Source organism: Pseudomonas sp. IAC-BECa141 (genome assembly GCF_020544405.1).
In the GTDB taxonomy this organism is placed as follows: Bacteria; Pseudomonadota; Gammaproteobacteria; order Pseudomonadales; family Pseudomonadaceae; genus Aquipseudomonas.
The window spans coordinates 547521-564037 of record NZ_CP065410.1; the positions used below are offsets into that span (position 1 = coordinate 547521).

The following is a 16517-nucleotide window of genomic DNA, read 5'->3' on the forward strand; positions in this document are numbered from 1 at the left end:
CTCAACCCAGCAGCGGGCGCAGGCGCGAGATCAGAGGTGCCTGCCGGTTGCTCGGCAGGGCCTGCCGGTAACCCTCGATAAACGTATCGCCGGCGTCTTCCCCCAGCAACCATTGCCGGTCTTCCTTGTAACGCAGCAAGTGGGCGAAGTTGCGCAGGCGTTTGCTGTCGCTGAGTGCGCGCTTCTGGCAGCGCAGGTCGGCGATATCGATCAGGCCCAATTGGTTGTCCGGGGTCAGCACGACGTTGCCGAAGTGCAGCGATCGGAAGTACACACCTTTCTCGTGCAATTGCGCGAAATACGCGCCCAGTTGAAATCTAAGTGTGTCCGTCCCTTCGCTGGAGCCTTGCAGCTGGCGCACGGTCTTGCCCGCCAGTGGACTGTAATAAACGCAGTCGCGCTCGATACTCGGGATGCGGTATACAGCGATGACTTTTGGGCAAAGAACGCCGCGCTGTTCCAGTGCTCTGGTGTTGTCGGCAAAGCGTTGTGCGTACGGATAGAACAGTGCCGAACTGAGCAGGCGTTTGCGACGGAACAGCTTGAGCATGCATCCATCGGCCAATCGAAGCACCTTGTCACCGGAGCCGTCGGCTTCCAGTACGTGTGCACCGGCGCGCAGTGCCTCGTAGGTGCTGTGATCAATCGATTGCATTATCGGGCTCCCCATCATTAGCGGCGTATCTTAACCGACTTGATCAAGGGCTGGCTTGAAGTCATGTTTATCGGGGTAAAAATGCGTGTGATATCATCCCCGCCTCACTGAATTGTGCGGATCACCATGAGCAGTCCTGAACCGAAAGCCCAGTCAACGCTGGCGATCTATTTCCGCCTTTTGGCTTACGTGCGGCCTTATGCCGGCCTCTTTCTTCTCAGCATCGTCGGGTTTCTGATCTTCGCATCGACTCAACCGATGCTCGCTTACATCCTCAAGTATTTCGTCGATGGTCTGGCCAATCCTGAAGCCAGTCTGTTTCCAGGCAACCCTTATCTGGGCAAATTGCAGTTGCTCGAAACCGTGCCGTTGATGATCGTGCTCATCGCGCTGTTACAGGGCGTGGGTTCGTACCTTGGCAACTTCTTCCTGGCCCGGGTTTCCCTGGGATTGGTGCATGACCTGCGGGTGGTGCTGTTCAACAAGCTGCTGGAGTTGCCTAACCGGTTCTTTGACAAGAACAACTCCGGCCATCTGATTTCCCGGATTACCTTCAACGTGACCATGGTCACCGGCGCGGCAACGGACGCGATCAAGGTGGTCATTCGCGAAGGCATGACCGTGATTTTCCTGTTCTTCACCCTGTTGTGGATGAACTGGAAGCTTACGCTGGTGATGGTGGCCATCCTGCCGGTGATCGGCATCATGGTGAACAGCACCAGCAAGAAATTCCGCAAGCAAAGCAAAAAGATCCAGGTGTCGATGGGCAACGTCACGCACGTTGCCTCCGAGACGATTCATGGTTATCGCGTTGTGCGCAGTTTCGGCGGCGAACTCTATGAAAAGACCCGCTTTCGCGAGGCCAGCCAGAGCAACACCGACAAGCAACTGACAATGACCAAGACCGGCGCGGTTTACACACCGATGCTGCAACTGGTGACTTACAGCGCCATGGCCGTGGTCATGTTCCTCGTGCTGTACCTTCGTGGCGATGCCTCACCGGGGGACCTGGTGGCATACATCACCATGGCTGGTTTGTTGCCAAAACCGATTCGCCAGCTCTCGGAAGTCAGCTCGACCATTCAGAAAGGCGTAGCCGGTGCCGAAAGTATTTTCGAGCAACTGGATGAACCGGCTGAAGTGGATGAGGGCACGGTCGAACAGGATCGCCTTGAGGGGCGTCTGGAAGTGCGCAACCTCAGTTTCCAATACCCGGACACCGACAAGCAGGTGCTCAACGACATCAGTTTTGTCGTTGAACCGGGGCAAATGGTCGCGCTGGTGGGGCGTTCGGGCAGCGGCAAGTCGACGCTTGCCGGTCTTATTCCACGCTTCTATCAGCATGAACAGGGCGAGATTCTGCTCGATGGCATCCGTGTGCAGGACTTTACCTTGCACAGTCTGCGTCGCCAGATTGCGCTGGTGACCCAGCAGGTCACGCTGTTCAACGATACGGTGACCAACAACATCGCTTATGGCGACCTGGCGGGTGCGCCGTTCGAGGAGGTCAAACGGGCCGCCTCCGAGGCCTATGCCGATGAATTCATCATCAAGATGCCGGAAGGTTACGAAACCCTGGTCGGTGAAAACGGCGTGTTGCTGTCTGGCGGCCAGCGCCAGCGCATTGCCATCGCCCGGGCGCTGCTCAAGGATGCGCCGCTGCTGATTCTCGACGAGGCTACGTCTGCCCTCGATACCGAGTCGGAACGGCATATTCAGGCGGCGCTGGATCACGTGGTGCAAAACCGCACGACCCTGGTGATCGCTCACCGCTTGAGCACCATCGAGAAGGCCGACCTGATTCTGGTCATGGATGAAGGCCGGATCGTCGAGCGCGGAACCCACGCGCAACTGCTGGAGCAGAACGGCTATTACTCCCGTCTGCATGCCAAGGAGTTTGAAGAAGGTGACGAGCTCCAGCCAGCCCACGCGACCAACGTATGCTGAAGGTGTTTCGCAGCATTCGTGAGCGTGGCTGGACGGAGATAGACCAGGATGCTTACGCCCGCGCCTGGCAGCGCTTCGGCGGCAGCTTTGCCACGCATCCCGAGGTGGTCGAGCGGCTGTCGATGTTCGTGGGCATCGAACTGCGTTATCTGGGCTGGGTCGTTGGCGACGAGGTAGTAGCTGCGATTCCTTGCTGGGGCCGTCATGTGGCCTTGTCCAAGGAAGTGCTCAAGCGCGAGGGCAAACGCGGATTGCTCGACATGGGTAATGCGGAAATCATTCTGCCGATCGCGCCGGATGTCGTCGTGCCGGTTCGCCAACGCATGGCCTATGTGTCCCAGCTCAATGCCGAGCAGATCAGTACCTTGAAAGTGCAGCCGGAGGGCTTGGCCCTGGCCCGGTTGCCGGAAGAGTATTCGAAGAAATTTCGCTACAACCAGCGTCGCGAGCAGCGCCTGCTGGAAGAGGCGGGTGGTTCGCTGGTGCCGATGTCGGACTTTACTGCGGCGCAGCAGGCGCAGACTTACAGTGATCTGTTCGAACGCCGCTGGGGCTTCGAAGTACCTGGCAGGGCCGGGCTCGTTGAGGTATTCACTCTGTTGCGTGAGTTCATGACCGGTTCCGTGGTCATGCTCGAATCGGCACCCGTGGCCATTCAGGTTTTGTACCGCGTCGAAGCGCCGCAATGGGTCTCGCTGGAATACATCAATGGTGGCGTCGACCCGCAGAGTCGCGAGTTCAGCCCCGGTAGCGTGTTGAGTTTCGTCAATACCCAGCAGGCCTGGGCAGACGCGCAGGCACTGGGTAAGCCTTTGCGTTATTCATTCGGTCGTGCCGACCGTGAGTACAAGGATCGCTGGTGCCACACGGTGCCGGTCTACAAGGTCTGAATTGATGAGCGCTCGCAAGCAACAGCTTCTCAAGGCACACCGACGCGGCAAGCGTCTGTTCCTCATCGCCTTCGTGGTTGCGCTGTTTCTGGTCGGCTTTCTGGTCGGCTGGTCGCTGGTGCCGCTGTTGCTGGTACTGGCCTGGGTTGCCCACGAAGCGTGGTTTGCCGATCACTTGTTTTACCGGCCGTCCGACGACTACCAATACGACTTTCCTGCGGACACCGCGCGACAGACTGTCAGTCTGGACGGCGGTGTGGTGCGTCTGAGCGAGCCGTTGGCGCCGGGCGAGACACTCATTCTCGAACTTGAATTGAAGGCTGGCTGGCTGGGTCGCTGGCTCGATCCCTACGTTGCGGTGGGGGATGATCGCCAGGACTTCGAGCGCGGGGTGAAAGGGCGGCGTTACCTAAACCTTTCCGGGCAGGCAGATGCTTTGGCGCAGGGCGTGCTGACCCTGCGCGGACGATATTGCACGGCGGGTACCATGGGCACGCTTTGGGTCATGGCGAACCCTGATTACAGCCGCCAGCGCGTTATGGTCATCGCTCCTCATGCCGACGATGCCGAGCTTGCGGCATTCGGTCTTTACAGCCGTAGTGAAGACGTCAGCATCGTCACCCTGACCCAAGGCGAGATCGAAGCTGAAGATTTCCAGCGTATGGGCCTTGATCAGGCCGCCGCAGCGCGGTTGAAGGGGCGTTTGCGCAGTTGGGACAGTCTGGTGATTCCTCTGTGGGGTGGCGTGCCGGCCGAACGTTGCGTGCAGCTGGGTTATTACTGCCTGCAATTGCCTGCGATGGCCGCTGAGCCGGCCACGGCTTTCGGTTCCCTCGAGTCGCAGGAAGGCGATGTGCGCACTGTGCGCCGTCACAATCCGCTGACCTTGCCCGCCGATGTTGACGGGCAGCCAACTTGGCAGAACCTTGTCGAAGACCTGACGGCGCTTCTGAAGCATTACCGTCCAGAGGTCGTCGTCACGCCGCATCCCGAGCTGGATCCACACAGCGATCACGTCGCCTCGACTCAAGCGCTGCTTGAGGCCGTTGGCCTGAGTAGCTGGAAGCCGACGACGATGTTGCTGTACGCCAATCATTTGCATGACAACGACCGCTGGCCAATGGGCCCTGCCGGTGGCGGGATCGCGCTGCCGCCAGCCATCGAACCATTGCCGGCCAACCGCTTGTGGAGTCCGGTGCTGTCGCCGGACGTGCAACTGGATAAGGCCATGGCGTTAGCCATGGAGCACGACTTGCAGGGCGGGCAAGTGTTCAAACGGCAATTGCGCCGCTGGATCCAGCAGGGACTGGCGGGGCGTCGCTGGCCTGTCACTGGCAGTAATGAGTTTTTCCGCAAGGCTGTGCGGCGCCACGAGTTGTTCTGGGTGCGCGACCTTTCAGATTGAGGCGGACGGCCCTTGACCCTGTGTTAATATCGCGCCCCTGTTCATTTTGTATGTGGGTTGCTCCATGAAGTTGTCCATGCCGCGATTCGATCAAGCCCCTGTCTTGGTGGTCGGCGATGTCATGCTCGACCGTTACTGGCATGGCGGTACCTCACGGATTTCCCCTGAGGCGCCGGTTCCTGTCGTTAAAGTCGAGCAAATCGAAGACCGCCCGGGCGGTGCCGCCAACGTTGCCTTGAACATTGCCGCGCTGGGTGCGCCGGCGTCGCTGGTCGGTGTGACCGGTGACGACGAAGCCGCCGACAGCCTGAGCAACAGCCTCAAGGGTGCGGGCGTGCGAGCCTTGTTCCAGCGCATCGCGCACCAGCCGACCATCGTCAAGCTGCGGGTCATGAGCCGGCACCAGCAATTGCTGCGTATCGACTTCGAAGAACCGTTCGCCACCGACGCCCTGGCCCTCGGCGCGCAGGTCGATGACCTGCTTGAAGGCATCAAGGTGCTGGTGCTGTCCGACTACGGCAAAGGCGCCCTGAGAAACCATCAGGCGCTGATCCAGGCCGCCCGTGCCAAAGGCATCCCGGTGCTGGCCGACCCGAAGGGCAAGGATTTCTCGATCTACCGGGGCGCGAGCCTGATCACCCCGAACCTCAGCGAGTTCGAAGCAATCGTCGGCGGTTGCGCCGATGAGCACGAGCTGGTGACCAAGGGCGCGAAGCTGATGCACGACCTGGATCTCGGCGCATTGCTGGTGACCCGTGGCGAGCACGGCATGACACTGCTGCGTCCGGATCATCCGGCTTTGCATTTGCCTGCGCGGGCCCGTGAAGTGTTCGACGTGACTGGTGCCGGCGACACGGTGATTTCCACCCTTGCGGCGGCGATTGCTGCCGGTGAGGAACTGCCACACGCGGTGGCGCTGGCCAACCTGGCGGCGGGCATCGTCGTTGGTAAGCTCGGTACGGCGGCGATCAGCGCTCCGGAGCTGCGTCGTGCCATTCAGCGTGAGGAAGGTTCCGAGCGCGGCGTGCTGGGTCTGGAGCAACTGCTGCTGGCGGTGGCCGATGCCCGTGCACACAACGAAAAAATCGTTTTCACCAATGGCTGCTTCGACATCCTCCATGCAGGTCATGTGACCTACCTGGAGCAGGCGCGGGCTCAAGGCGATCGTTTGATTGTCGCGGTCAACGACGATGCTTCGGTCAGCCGCCTCAAGGGGCCTGGCCGTCCGATCAACAGTGTCGATCGGCGCATGGCTGTGCTGGCGGGGCTTGGGGCGGTGGACTGGGTCATCAGCTTCCCTGAAGGCACGCCAGAAAACCTGCTGCGTGAGGTCAAGCCGGACGTGCTGGTCAAGGGCGGGGATTACGGGATTGACCAGGTGGTCGGCGCCGACATCGTGACGGCTTATGGCGGCACCGTGAAAGTGCTGGGACTGGTGGAAAACAGTTCAACCACCGCGATTGTCGAAAAAATCCGCAGTCGTTGATCAGATGGAACTTTATTGTTTTGGACTGCGTGTGAACGGATTTTGCCTTGGGGATCTAACCGTTTCCGTTGATGTTGGCAGGTTTGAATCCGCTGCGCTTGCCTGCCTACATCGTGTGGTCATTTAACCTATGAAAGTCATGCTCCTGGTGATGAACGAACAGCGGGTCATTCTCGACCGGCTCTACGACATCGTGCAGCAGAACTGTGATGAATGTGTCATCTATCGGCTCAGCAAACAGCAACAGATGAACCTGGGGCCTTTTTTGGCCTCGGTTGATTACCAGACCTTTGATCGTGTCGTTATCTTCTCCAGGGTCAAGCGCCTGGTCTCGCAACTGCGGGTGCTCAAGTGCATTCCCGGGCTGGTCTTTCTCGAACACGATGCCTACCAGAACTACATGCCCGCCAGTAAATATCGTGGCGTTTATTCGCGTCTCTACAAGCGCCTGCCGAGTTGCCGGGCGCTGGTTTCCGGGGCGGTGGTCGCACGCAAGATGCTCGCTGAAGGCATCGACACGGTGTTCGTCTCCAAGGGTTACGACGAGCAGATGCTGCGCAACACCGGGTCCGAGCGCGACATTCCCATCGGTTTTCTCGGCAGCCTGAAAAGTACCGAGTACGCCCAGCGCAAGGCACTGCTCGAATCGCTGGCGCAGCGTACCGGTATGCTGGTGACCCGCACCCGCTCCGGCTCCGAATACCTGGAAACGCTCAATCGCATCAAGATTTTCGTCAGCGCCGACATCGGCATGAACGAGTTCATGATCAAGAACTACGAAGCCATGGCCTGCGGTTGTGTGCTGCTGGCCTGGAGTCAGGGCGAAGAAGACAAGTTGCTTGGCTTCGAAGACATGCACAACACCGTGTTCTATCGCAGCGAAGACGAGGCGGTGGAAAAGATCAAGCTGTTGCAGGGCGATCCGGAGCTGTCGCAGCGTATTGCCAGCAATGGTCAGGCCTTTGCAGAAAGTCGCTATTCCTTCGCCCGTGTCGGCCAGGCCCTCGCCACTGAAATACAGCGCGAGATGCGCCCATGGCAGCCGCCGTCAGCATTCACGCGGTTCTGGGTGAAACTGCGTTTCGGCATGAAGGTGCCGGTCTGAATGAAGGATGAACATATGGCGCTGGATGCGCTCCCCGGCGGTGACCAGTCGGTGTTGGATGCGTTGCCCGAGCCATTGCGCGAATGCCTGAGCCGCGCGCACCGGGTCATCCTGATCGCGAATAATCCGGCCATCACGGCGGCGGATTTTCAGGCGCTGAATATCAGCGCCAATGACGTCGTCGTCAGTTTCAACACCTGCATCAAGGCGCCGCTGCTCAACGAGCACAGCTTGAACGTCTTCGTGCATGGCTATAACGCGCCGGACGCCTATTTTTTTGGTCTGCCTTACGGCCCGGACGTGCAACGGTTGTTCGAGCATGCGGGCGAGCGTTGTTTCACCATGCTGGTCGGCTGCGCCGCACCGATGTGTCCGTTGCCACGGGTGGCCATGTATTGGGATCGTATCCCGCTGCCGGCTCTGTGGAACTATCCCGTCGACCGTCCGGGCGGCAAGCGCTACGTTGGGCCATCTACCGGTTTCAATACGCTGGTGGTTTTAGACTGGTTGCGCGGTCACGCCGGTTATTCCTATCAGCTCATGACCCTGGGGTTTTCCAACGAAGCGGGGAAACTGTGGGGTGGGCATGCCTGGGATTACGAGCGCGACTGGCTGCAGCAGTCGGACGTCATTGTGGTGCCTTTGCAGCCGCGTCACTGGTGGCAAAAGCTCTTTTGCCAAAAATAGAAGGTGCTGTTGAGTGTTGAAAATTGCCGTCGCTTTTTTCGGGATCCCGAGAAATTCGCAGATTTGCTTCCCTTCCATTGAACAGAACGTTCTGGCGCAGTTTCCGGCGGGCAGCGACGTACAGTGCTTCTATCATTTGTACAAAATCGATGAAGTACAGAACTTCCGCTCAGGCGAAAAAGGCGAGTTGGGGGCTGACAACTATCAGCCATTCGAGCCGATGATCGGGGCCCTGACTTCGACTGACGGGGTACTGGAGCGTTGGGATTTCGAGCAGGTCAAAGCGCAGGGCGATACTTGGGCCGATGACTATGCGTCGCTGCGCAACCTGATCTATCAGCTCAATTCACTGCACACAGTGACCAGCATGATCGAAACCTTCAATCCCGATTTCGTCGTGTTCGTGCGCCCGGACAATTTCTTCCACAATCCGCTGCCCGCCTATGTGTTCAATCATTCAGAGGCCCGGAGGCACTTTGCCTACATTCCGGACTGGCAGTGGTGGGGCGGGTTGAACGACCGCTTTGCCATTTGCGGGCGCGATACCTATGTTGCCTATGGCAAGCGGATCGAGCGCATTTTCCAATTCTGCAAAGCCACGGGAAGAAAGCTGCACTCCGAGCGCTTGCTCAAGTACGCACTACAGCAGGCCGGTGCCAAAGTCTGCACGCTACCGACCCAAGCCTCTCGGGTGCGAATCACCGGCGCTTTTGCCGAAGAGTCGTTTTCGCCCAAGCGCGGCATGGGCAAGCGTGAAAACCGCTATTTCCATTTCTTCGCGACCTTGCGCACCTGGATGGATCGTCGGCGCTAGTCGGCTATTTGCTCGCGCGTTTCTTGCCGATGCCAACCAGACGCAGCGCCTTCAGACTCAATTGCTTGAGTCCCGCGCGAGGCGGCTTCGCCGGTTGCAGGCCCTGTTGCACGACCCAGTCTTTCCAGCGAATCCGCTCTTCACGCACGACCCAGCCCGTCTGGGTCGCAAAGCTTTCGGCCAGATAAAGCCCGCGGGTGCCGGCCGGCAGGAGCTTGTCGCGCTTGAGGGTATACAACTCGGCCAAGGGCGCGCCGTCCTTGAGCGGCATCAGGTAGAGATCGGGGCGCTTGCGGTCCAGCCGGGCCACCAGTTGATCGCCTTCCAGTCGTTCATCGACATGGAACAGGCTGAGGCTCTTGGCTTCCTTGGGTACATCCAGCCGCAGGTCGTAGATCAATTGCAGTGACGCGGTCGGCAAGTGCACGTAAGCCCGTGGCCGTTCAAGCAATTGCAGATTGGCGCAGCGCACCGGCCTGGCTGAACCGGACAGCGGCGTCAGGCGAAAGGGCAGGGCCTCGCGATAATGCAGCGCCGAAGCGTATGGCGCCGGCAGCCAGGTGTCGTTGAAGCGCCCGCCGAGCCAGCCTTCCGGGGTTTCCAGCAGGCATTCCTCGGCGATCTCCTGGATCGCCGTGTGCAGCGGAATATTCAGTTCATGGGCTGGCACGTAACCGGAAATCAACTTGAGCACGACGTCGCCGCGATCCTGCCGCCGCTGACGCACCAGCACCCAGTAATCGCGATTCTGCCAGTGCAGGGTCAGACGCACCGAAACACCAAGGTTGGCCAGCTCCAGCGCAAAGCGCTCGGCGTCAGCCACGTTGACCGGTTTACGCCGCTGAAGGGTCTGGGTGAAATTCAGCGGCATGCCGACGCTCTGATAGGTCAGGCCTTCCGGCGTGGCTTCGACGAACAGCGGCAGCGTCTTGAAGTTGCTCGGGTTCTTTCTGATGAGCGTACGCGGCATGTCGGCTCCTGCTTAAGGCCGCGAGGCGGCGTCAGTGACCACGAAGGACCTGGGCAACGGTCGCAACGTTATGGGCGAGGTGCAGCGGATTGATGGTCCCGACAATGGCACTGGCCACGCCGGGCTGGGCGAACAGCAACTCGAAGCTGGCGCGCACCGGATCCACGCCGGGACTCAGGCACACATGACCGCTGGCCAGCGCCTTTTTCACCAGAATGGCTTTGCCGTGGGCAGCAGCATAGTCAATGACCGCCTTCTCGTTTTGTTCGTTCAGATTGTAGGTGACCATTGCGCAGTCGCCTTGCTCCAGTGCCTTGAGGCCACCGTCGACGGTTTTGCCGGAGAAGCCGAAGCCGCGAATCTTGCCTTCGGCCTTCAGCGCCGCGAGGGTTGCGTAGACTTCGCTGTCGTTGAGGATCGCCAGGTCGTTACCGTCGGAGTGCACCAGCACCAGGTCGATAAAATCCGTTTCCAGACGTTGCAGGCTGCGCTCCACCGACATCCGGGTGTGAGCGGCGCTGAAATCGTGGGTCGATTGGCCGTCGACAAATTCTTCGCCGACCTTGCTGACAATCACCCAGTCCTGACGCTCACCACGCAGCAGTGGGCCGAGGCGTTCTTCGCTGCGGCCATAGGCCGGTGCGGTGTCGATCAGGTTGATGCCCAGTTCCCGCGCCTGCCTGAGCAGCATGCGCGCGGCGACGTCGTCGGGGATCTGGAAGCCGTTGGGGTATTTCACGCCCTGGTCGCGGCCGAGTTTGACGGTGCCCAGGCCCAGTGGCGAAACCAGCAGGCCGGTGCTGCCCAGCGGGCGATGCAGGTCGTGCAGGGTCGGCAGGCTCATGGCAGCAGTTGCTCCCAGGCGGGAACGCCCATCGGTGGTTTTGGCAGTTCTGGCAGCGGGGTCGCATGGCTCGGCTGGATGCCGTCGCGTTGAAGTGATGCCATCACCCGGTCAGCAAAGTCCGGCGCCAGGGCCAGTTTGGTCGGCCAGCCGACCAGCAGGCGTCCTTCTTCAGCGAGGAAGGCGTTGTCCGGGCGGGTCAGGCCGGTTTGCAACGGTTCGGCGCGATCCACGCGCAGGGTGGCCCATTGCACCGTGCTCAGGTCGATCCATGGCAATAGCTGACCGAGTTCTTTCTGGGCGGTGGCGATTTGTTCGGCCGGTTCACGGGCCACGCCTTCGGATTCGGCAATGTCGCCGCCCAGATACCAGACCCACTGGCCGTCGGCGGCCGGGTGCGTGGTTACGGTGATGCGCGGTTTGGTGCCGCCACCGAGGCAGTGCGCATATAGCGGCTTCAGGCCCGGGCCTTTGGCGATGATCATGTGCAGCGGCCGGCGTTGCATGGCCGGATGGGTCAGGCCCAAAGCAGTCAGCAGATCGGCAGTACCGGCACCGGCGCTGAGGACGATGCGCTGGGCACGAATCTCACGGCCGTCGACCTTCAGGCCAACCAGCACGCCGCTTTCCAGCAACGGCTCGATGTTTTGTCCGGCGAGCAGACCGTTACCGGACAGGTCGGCCAGACGCTGGATCAGGCTCGGCACATCGATCACCAGTTCGGCGAGGCGGTAGACCTTGCCCTTGAAGCGTTTGTCTTGCAGGGCCGGCGGCAGCTGATCGCCCTTGACCTGATCGACCCGGCCACGCACGGCTTTACTGGCGAAGAAACTGGTGAGGTTGCCGGCCAGGGTGCCCGGCGACCACAGGTAATGGGCTTCGGACAGCAGGCGCACGCCGGTCAGATCCAGTTCGCCGTTGCCGGCCAGAGCTTCACGCCAGCGACGCGGCATGTCGGCGATGGCTTCCGAGGCGCCGGTGAGCGCCCCGTGCAACGCGTATTTGGCGCCGCCGTGGATGATGCCCTGGGACTTCACACTCTGTCCGCCACCAAGGCTGGCGCTTTCCACCAGCACGGTCGAGAAACCTTGGCGACGCAGACGCGCGTTCAGCCAGAGACCGGCGACACCCGCGCCGACAATCAGCACGTCGGTGGAAATTGGAGATGGCATGCAACGACCTCAGGGTTTGAAGAAGTCGCAAGTTTCAAGCTTCAAGCTGCAAGCTGCAACCCGAAGCTGTAAATCGGTCGAGCTTGCAGCTTATGGCTTGATGCTCGTCAGTGTTTCAATGGCCGGCGGTTTTCGAGAACAGCTGAATCACCACCACGCCGAGCACGATCAGCGCCATCCCGAGCATCGCCGGGAGATCCAGCTTCTGCCCATAGATGAACAGCGCCGCGACGCTGACCATCACGATGCCCATGCCGGCCCACACCGCGTAGGCCACGCCCACCGGTACGCTGCGTACCACCAGGGTCAGCATCCAGAACGCGATGGCGTAGCCGACGATGACCAGCACCAGTGGCAGTGGCGTGCTGAAGCCTTTGACGGCTTTCATCGAAACGGTCGCGATCACTTCGGCACAGATGGCGATGGCCAGGTAGACGTAAGCGTTCATGTTCAATTCCTCATGTGAAGCATTGCTTTCTGAGGCGGCATTCTAGTGACTCCCCAGATGGGGTAAAGTCATTACCTATCTGTATAAAAGATGGGTTGGTCAATGAGCATGCAGTGGAATCTGGAGCAGTTGCGGGTGTTCGTTGCGGTGGCCGAGCAGCGTTCGTTTTCCGCTGTGGCGCGTCAGCAGCGCAAGGCACAGTCGGCGATCAGCAGCGCGATCGCGATGCTGGAGGACGATCTCGGAGTCAGCCTGTTCGAGCGTAGCAGCGGTCGTCAGCCGAGTCTGACCGAGGCGGGGGAGGCATTGCTGGAGGAGGCGCGCGAAGTGCTGCGTCAGTGCGAACGCCTGAACGGCCGGGCCGTGGCCATGATGCGCGGGCAGGAGGCGCAATTGCGGGTGGCGCAGGACGAGGCAATGCCCTATCAGGCGCTGGTGGAAAGTTTTGGTGCGCTGGCCGAGCAGTTCCCGAGTCTGGAGGTGCAACTGACCAGCGCCGCCCAGGGCGAGGTTTCACGCAAACTGGTGGAGCGCCGGGCCGATCTCGGGCTGCTGTTCTATCACGACGAAATTCCCGAAGCGCTGGAGCGCCGGGTGCTGGGCAGCGTGGAGATGGTCACGGTCTGCGGCGTCAATCATCCGCTGGCCGCGCAGTCCCGGGTCAATTGCCAGCAACTGGCCCAGCATCGGCAGCTGCTGATGTCGACCCAGACCAGCGTCTACCCCGGCAGCGAACCGGCCAGCCCACAGGTGTGGCGCGCCGACAGTTTCTACGTGATGGCCGAATGGCTGGTGCGCGACCTTGGCTGGGCCTGGCTGCCGCGCCATGTGGTGCAGTACTCGGCGTATCAGGGCCTGATGGTGGAGCTGGACAGCGAATGGACGCCGCCGGCACTGGTGGTGGAACTGGTCTGGCGCCGTGACGAACCATTGGGGCCGGCAGCTCGTTGGCTGGCGGAGCGATTTGCCATACACCTGCGGGCGATCGGCGGCAAAAGCCGATAAACTCCGCCGCCATGAATAGAACTCTCTACACCGCGCTGTTTTATCTGGGGCTGCCATTGGTGGCGATTCGGCTGTGGCTGCGCTCGCGCAAGGCGCCGGCGTATGCCCAACGGATTGGCGAACGTTTCTCCTACGGGATGCCGACATTGCAACCCGGTGGTATCTGGGTCCACGCAGTGTCGGTGGGCGAAAGCATCGCCGCCGCGCCGATGATCCGCGCGCTGCTGCAACGCTATCCGACGCTTCCGATCACCGTGACCTGCATGACGCCAACCGGTTCGGAACGTATCCATGCGCTGTTCGCCAACGAGCCACGCATCCAGCACTGCTATTTGCCGTATGACTTGCCCTGTGCCGCCGCGCGTTTTCTGGATCGCGTGCAGCCGAAACTGGCAGTGATCATGGAAACCGAACTGTGGCCCAACCACATTCACCAATGTGCCAAGCGCGGGATTCCACTGGCGTTGGCCAATGGACGACTGTCCGAGCGTTCCGCCAAGGGCTATGGCCGGTTCAGCAAACTGACCGCGCCGATGCTCGCCGAGATGAGCCTGTTCGCCGTACAGACCGAAGCCGAAGCCCAGCGCTTCCGTGATCTCGGTGCGCGCCCGGAGACAGTCGAAGTCACTGGCTCGATCAAGTTCGACCTGACCATCGACCCGCAACTGCTGCAACGCGCCGCTGAGCTGCGCAGCCAGTGGCAGGCTCAGGAGCGCCCGGTGTGGATCGCCGCCAGCACCCATGAAGGCGAAGACGAAGTGGTGCTGAATGCTCACCGTCGCTTGCTCACCAACCATCCCGATGCGTTGCTGATTCTGGTGCCGCGTCACCCGGAGCGTTTCAACTCGGTGTTCGAGTTGTGCCAGCGTGAAGGCTTTGCCACGGTGCGTCGCTCCACTGGCGCGAGCGTCGATGCGCAGACTTCGGTGCTGCTTGGCGACACCATGGGCGAGCTGCTGTTTCTCTATGCCCTGGCTGACAGCGCGTTCGTCGGCGGCAGCCTGGTGCCCAACGGCGGGCACAATCTGCTGGAACCGGCAGCCTTGGCGAAACCGGTGATCAGCGGCCCGCACCTGTTCAACTTCCTCGACATCGCCGCGCAACTGCGCAGCGCCGGGGCATTGGCCGAGGTGGATGACGCTGAAGGTCTGGCGACAGAAGTGCAGCGTCTGTTTGAACTGCCGCGCGACGCACAGCGCATGGCAGAAAACGGGCTGAGCGTGATGCGCCGCAATCAGGGCGCGTTGCAGCGCTTGCTCGATGGACTGGGAAGGTTGATCGACCGCCCATAAAAAACGCAGCCTCAGGGCTGCGTTTTTTGTTTAAGGCCGAGCCTTGAGCTGGGCTTCGGCAGCCTTGGCCAGATCCGGGGGCAGGAAGTCCTTGTCCGGGTTGTAGTCGGCTTTCAGGTAGCGGGTCAGATCCTGCAGGTCGCCCGGGTTCAACGTCCCCGCCGCCTGCTTCAGGCGCAGGTTGTCAAGGATGTAGTCGTAGCGGGTGTTGTTGTAATTGCGCACCGAAGTATAGAGCTGACGCTGGGCGTCAAGCACGTCGACGATGTTGCGCGTCCCCACCTGATAACCGATTTCCGTGGCTTCCACTGCGCTCTGGTTGGAAATGATCGACTGGCGGCGCGCCTGTACCTGTTCGACGTCGGTGTTCACCGCGCGGTGCAGGTTGCGGGTGTTTTCGACGATCTGCCGGCGCAGGCCTTCACGTTGCTGTTCGGTCTGGTCCAGCTGCGCATAAGACTGACGCACCTGGGAGCTGGTCAGGCCGCCGCTGTAGAGCGGGATGTTCACCTGCAACGCCAGGGTGCGCTGTTCGACGTTGCCGCCATACGGCGTGCCGAAGGCATTCGGGTTGCTGAAACCGAACGAATCGTTATCGCCTTTCTCGTACTTCGCCACGGCGTCGAGGGTCGGCAGGTGGCCGGCCTTGCGCTGTTTCAAAGTCTGTTCGGCAGAGCTGACCGCGAAGTTGCTGGCCAGCAGATTGAGGTTCTGTTTCGCGGCGGTATCGACCCAGGCCTTGGCGTCGTTCGGCGCCGGCGGCAGGATCGGCAAGGTGTGGACGATGCCCTGGATCGAGTTGTACTGACGGTTGGTCAGGGTGACCAGCGCTTGGAACGCATCATCGACCTGACGCTGGGCGACGATCCGGTTGGCGCGCGCGGTGTCGTAACTGGCTTGCGATTGCAGCACGTCGGTCTTGTCCGACAGGCCCACGTCGAAGCGCTCGTTGGACTGGTCGAGCTGGCGCTTGAACGCGGCTTCTTCGGCCTTGGTCGAGGCCAGGTTGTCCTGGCTGCGCAGCACGTTGAAGTAGCTTTCGGCGGTTTGCAGGATCAGGTTCTGCTCGGTGGCCGAAAGTTGCAGCGCGGCCTGCTCGTTGACGTCCTTGGCGGCCTGGTACTGGAACCAGCGGTCGGCGCGGAACAGCGGTTGCGCCAGGGTCGCCTGATACGACTGGGCACTGCGGTTGGCGACCGCCGACGGCTGATCGATGTCGGTGCGCACATTGGCCACCTGGGCGCCACCGGACAGGTTAGGCAGCAGCCCGGCGCGGGCCTGGGGCACGACTTCTTTCTGCGCACCGTACTGGGCGCGGGCGGCGGCCAGGTCGGCGTTGTTGTCGACGGCTTCCTGATAGACGCTGACCAGATCCGTTCTGGTCGACAAAGGCGCTTCTGCTGCCCATACCGTTGCGGTGGACGCACAAGACACGGCGACAGCCAGTGAGAGTTTGCGCAGCATGAGGCGATCCCTAGCATGAATATTATGGAAATAATCCGGGCGCCAAAGGTAAGGCGCAGCCCATGCAGCGTCAAGGCGCAGCATGGCGTAGCGAGTGTAGTTGCGCAGGCGGAAGGCAACAATCTGCCAATTGCGCCATTCATCATGGTGTTTGCAGCGGTGTTGGCGTTCTTTGCCGGTTGTGTCTAGACTGGCCGGGTTCTTGTCGGGGTGCCTTGCTATGAGGCTGAGATCGAATAATTTCGGATCCCGTTGAACCTGATCAGGTTAGCGCCTGCGTAGGGAACAAGATTTCTCGTCACCCGGCGAGTCCTCTTGTGCTTCGTCCGGGAA

At 60.9% G+C, this 16517-nt stretch carries 16 protein-coding genes and 1 riboswitch; of the genes, 10 read left to right on the forward strand and 6 right to left on the reverse strand.

Translation table 11 applies throughout. The annotated features are described in order from the left end of the window. Position 1: 1 nt before the first annotated feature. Positions 2 to 655, reverse strand: a complete 654-nt coding sequence (locus tag I5961_RS02425; protein ID WP_085701056.1) for a lipopolysaccharide kinase InaA family protein — start codon at positions 653 to 655, stop codon at positions 2 to 4. A 126-nt stretch (positions 656 to 781) separates the two neighbouring features. Between I5961_RS02425 and msbA the strand changes: the two genes are divergently transcribed. From msbA to I5961_RS02460, 7 genes are all read left to right on the forward strand, one after another. Continuing rightward, entirely contained in the window at positions 782 to 2602 is a 1821-nt protein-coding gene (gene msbA, locus I5961_RS02430; RefSeq protein WP_085701055.1) for a lipid A export permease/ATP-binding protein MsbA, read from the forward strand. Beyond that, positions 2596 to 3492, forward strand: a complete 897-nt coding sequence (locus I5961_RS02435; protein ID WP_085701054.1) for a GNAT family N-acetyltransferase — start codon at positions 2596 to 2598, stop codon at positions 3490 to 3492. The genes msbA and I5961_RS02435 overlap by 7 nt, the downstream gene beginning before the upstream one ends. Positions 3493 to 3496: 4 nt before the next feature. Further along, positions 3497 to 4897, forward strand: coding sequence for a PIG-L deacetylase family protein (locus tag I5961_RS02440; RefSeq protein WP_085705256.1), 1401 nt, complete (start codon positions 3497 to 3499; stop codon positions 4895 to 4897). A gap of 64 nt (positions 4898 to 4961) precedes the next feature. Continuing rightward, on the forward strand, positions 4962 to 6383 hold the full coding sequence (gene hldE / locus I5961_RS02445; protein ID WP_085701052.1) for a bifunctional D-glycero-beta-D-manno-heptose-7-phosphate kinase/D-glycero-beta-D-manno-heptose 1-phosphate adenylyltransferase HldE: 1422 nt from the start codon (positions 4962 to 4964) through the stop codon (positions 6381 to 6383). Between the two features lie 130 nt (positions 6384 to 6513). Continuing rightward, positions 6514 to 7488 carry a glycosyltransferase gene (locus tag I5961_RS02450; RefSeq protein ID WP_085705254.1) on the forward strand — a complete coding sequence of 325 codons (975 nt, stop codon included), beginning with the start codon at positions 6514 to 6516 and terminating at the stop codon, positions 7486 to 7488. Beyond that, positions 7489 to 8175 (forward strand): hypothetical protein, encoded by a 687-nt coding sequence (locus I5961_RS02455; RefSeq protein ID WP_227234233.1) that lies wholly within the window; start codon positions 7489 to 7491, stop codon positions 8173 to 8175. 13 nt (positions 8176 to 8188) lie between these two features. Beyond that, positions 8189 to 8989, forward strand: coding sequence for a hypothetical protein (locus I5961_RS02460; RefSeq protein WP_227234235.1), 801 nt, complete (start codon positions 8189 to 8191; stop codon positions 8987 to 8989). 4 nt (positions 8990 to 8993) lie between these two features. Here the strand turns inward: I5961_RS02460 and I5961_RS02465 are convergent, their stop codons facing one another. The 4 genes from I5961_RS02465 to I5961_RS02480 form a co-directional block, all read right to left on the reverse strand. Further along, entirely contained in the window at positions 8994 to 9959 is a 966-nt protein-coding gene (locus tag I5961_RS02465; RefSeq protein WP_085701048.1) for a metal ABC transporter ATPase, read from the reverse strand. Positions 9960 to 9990: 31 nt separating this feature from the next. Then, complete coding sequence (locus I5961_RS02470; RefSeq protein ID WP_227234237.1) at positions 9991 to 10803, reverse strand: aldo/keto reductase; 813 nt, start codon at positions 10801 to 10803, stop codon at positions 9991 to 9993. Further along, positions 10800 to 11975, reverse strand: coding sequence for an NAD(P)/FAD-dependent oxidoreductase (locus tag I5961_RS02475; RefSeq protein ID WP_227234238.1), 1176 nt, complete (start codon positions 11973 to 11975; stop codon positions 10800 to 10802). Before I5961_RS02475 ends, I5961_RS02470 begins: the two co-directional genes overlap by 4 nt. A 115-nt stretch (positions 11976 to 12090) precedes the next feature. Next, positions 12091 to 12423 (reverse strand): DMT family transporter, encoded by a 333-nt coding sequence (locus I5961_RS02480; RefSeq protein WP_085701045.1) that lies wholly within the window; start codon positions 12421 to 12423, stop codon positions 12091 to 12093. A gap of 102 nt (positions 12424 to 12525) precedes the next feature. Here I5961_RS02480 and I5961_RS02485 point away from each other — a divergent pair, with 102 nt between their 5' ends. Further along, the gene (locus tag I5961_RS02485; RefSeq protein ID WP_085701044.1) at positions 12526 to 13428 is read left to right on the forward strand and encodes a LysR family transcriptional regulator; all 903 of its coding nucleotides are present in this window, start codon (positions 12526 to 12528) and stop codon (positions 13426 to 13428) included. 11 nt (positions 13429 to 13439) lie between these two features. Further along, positions 13440 to 14720, forward strand: a complete 1281-nt coding sequence (gene waaA / locus I5961_RS02490; protein WP_227234240.1) for a lipid IV(A) 3-deoxy-D-manno-octulosonic acid transferase — start codon at positions 13440 to 13442, stop codon at positions 14718 to 14720. A gap of 30 nt (positions 14721 to 14750) precedes the next feature. Here waaA and I5961_RS02495 read toward each other — a convergent pair whose 3' ends face one another. After that, positions 14751 to 16184, reverse strand: a complete 1434-nt coding sequence (locus I5961_RS02495) for a TolC family outer membrane protein (RefSeq protein ID WP_085701042.1) — start codon at positions 16182 to 16184, stop codon at positions 14751 to 14753. Positions 16185 to 16199: 15 nt separating this feature from the next. Between I5961_RS02495 and I5961_RS02500 the strand changes: the two genes are divergently transcribed. Then, entirely contained in the window at positions 16200 to 16373 is a 174-nt protein-coding gene (locus I5961_RS02500; RefSeq protein ID WP_227234241.1) for a hypothetical protein, read from the forward strand. Positions 16374 to 16380: 7 nt separating this feature from the next. Then, positions 16381 to 16486, forward strand: a riboswitch (TPP riboswitch). Positions 16487 to 16517: the final 31 nt, after the last annotated feature.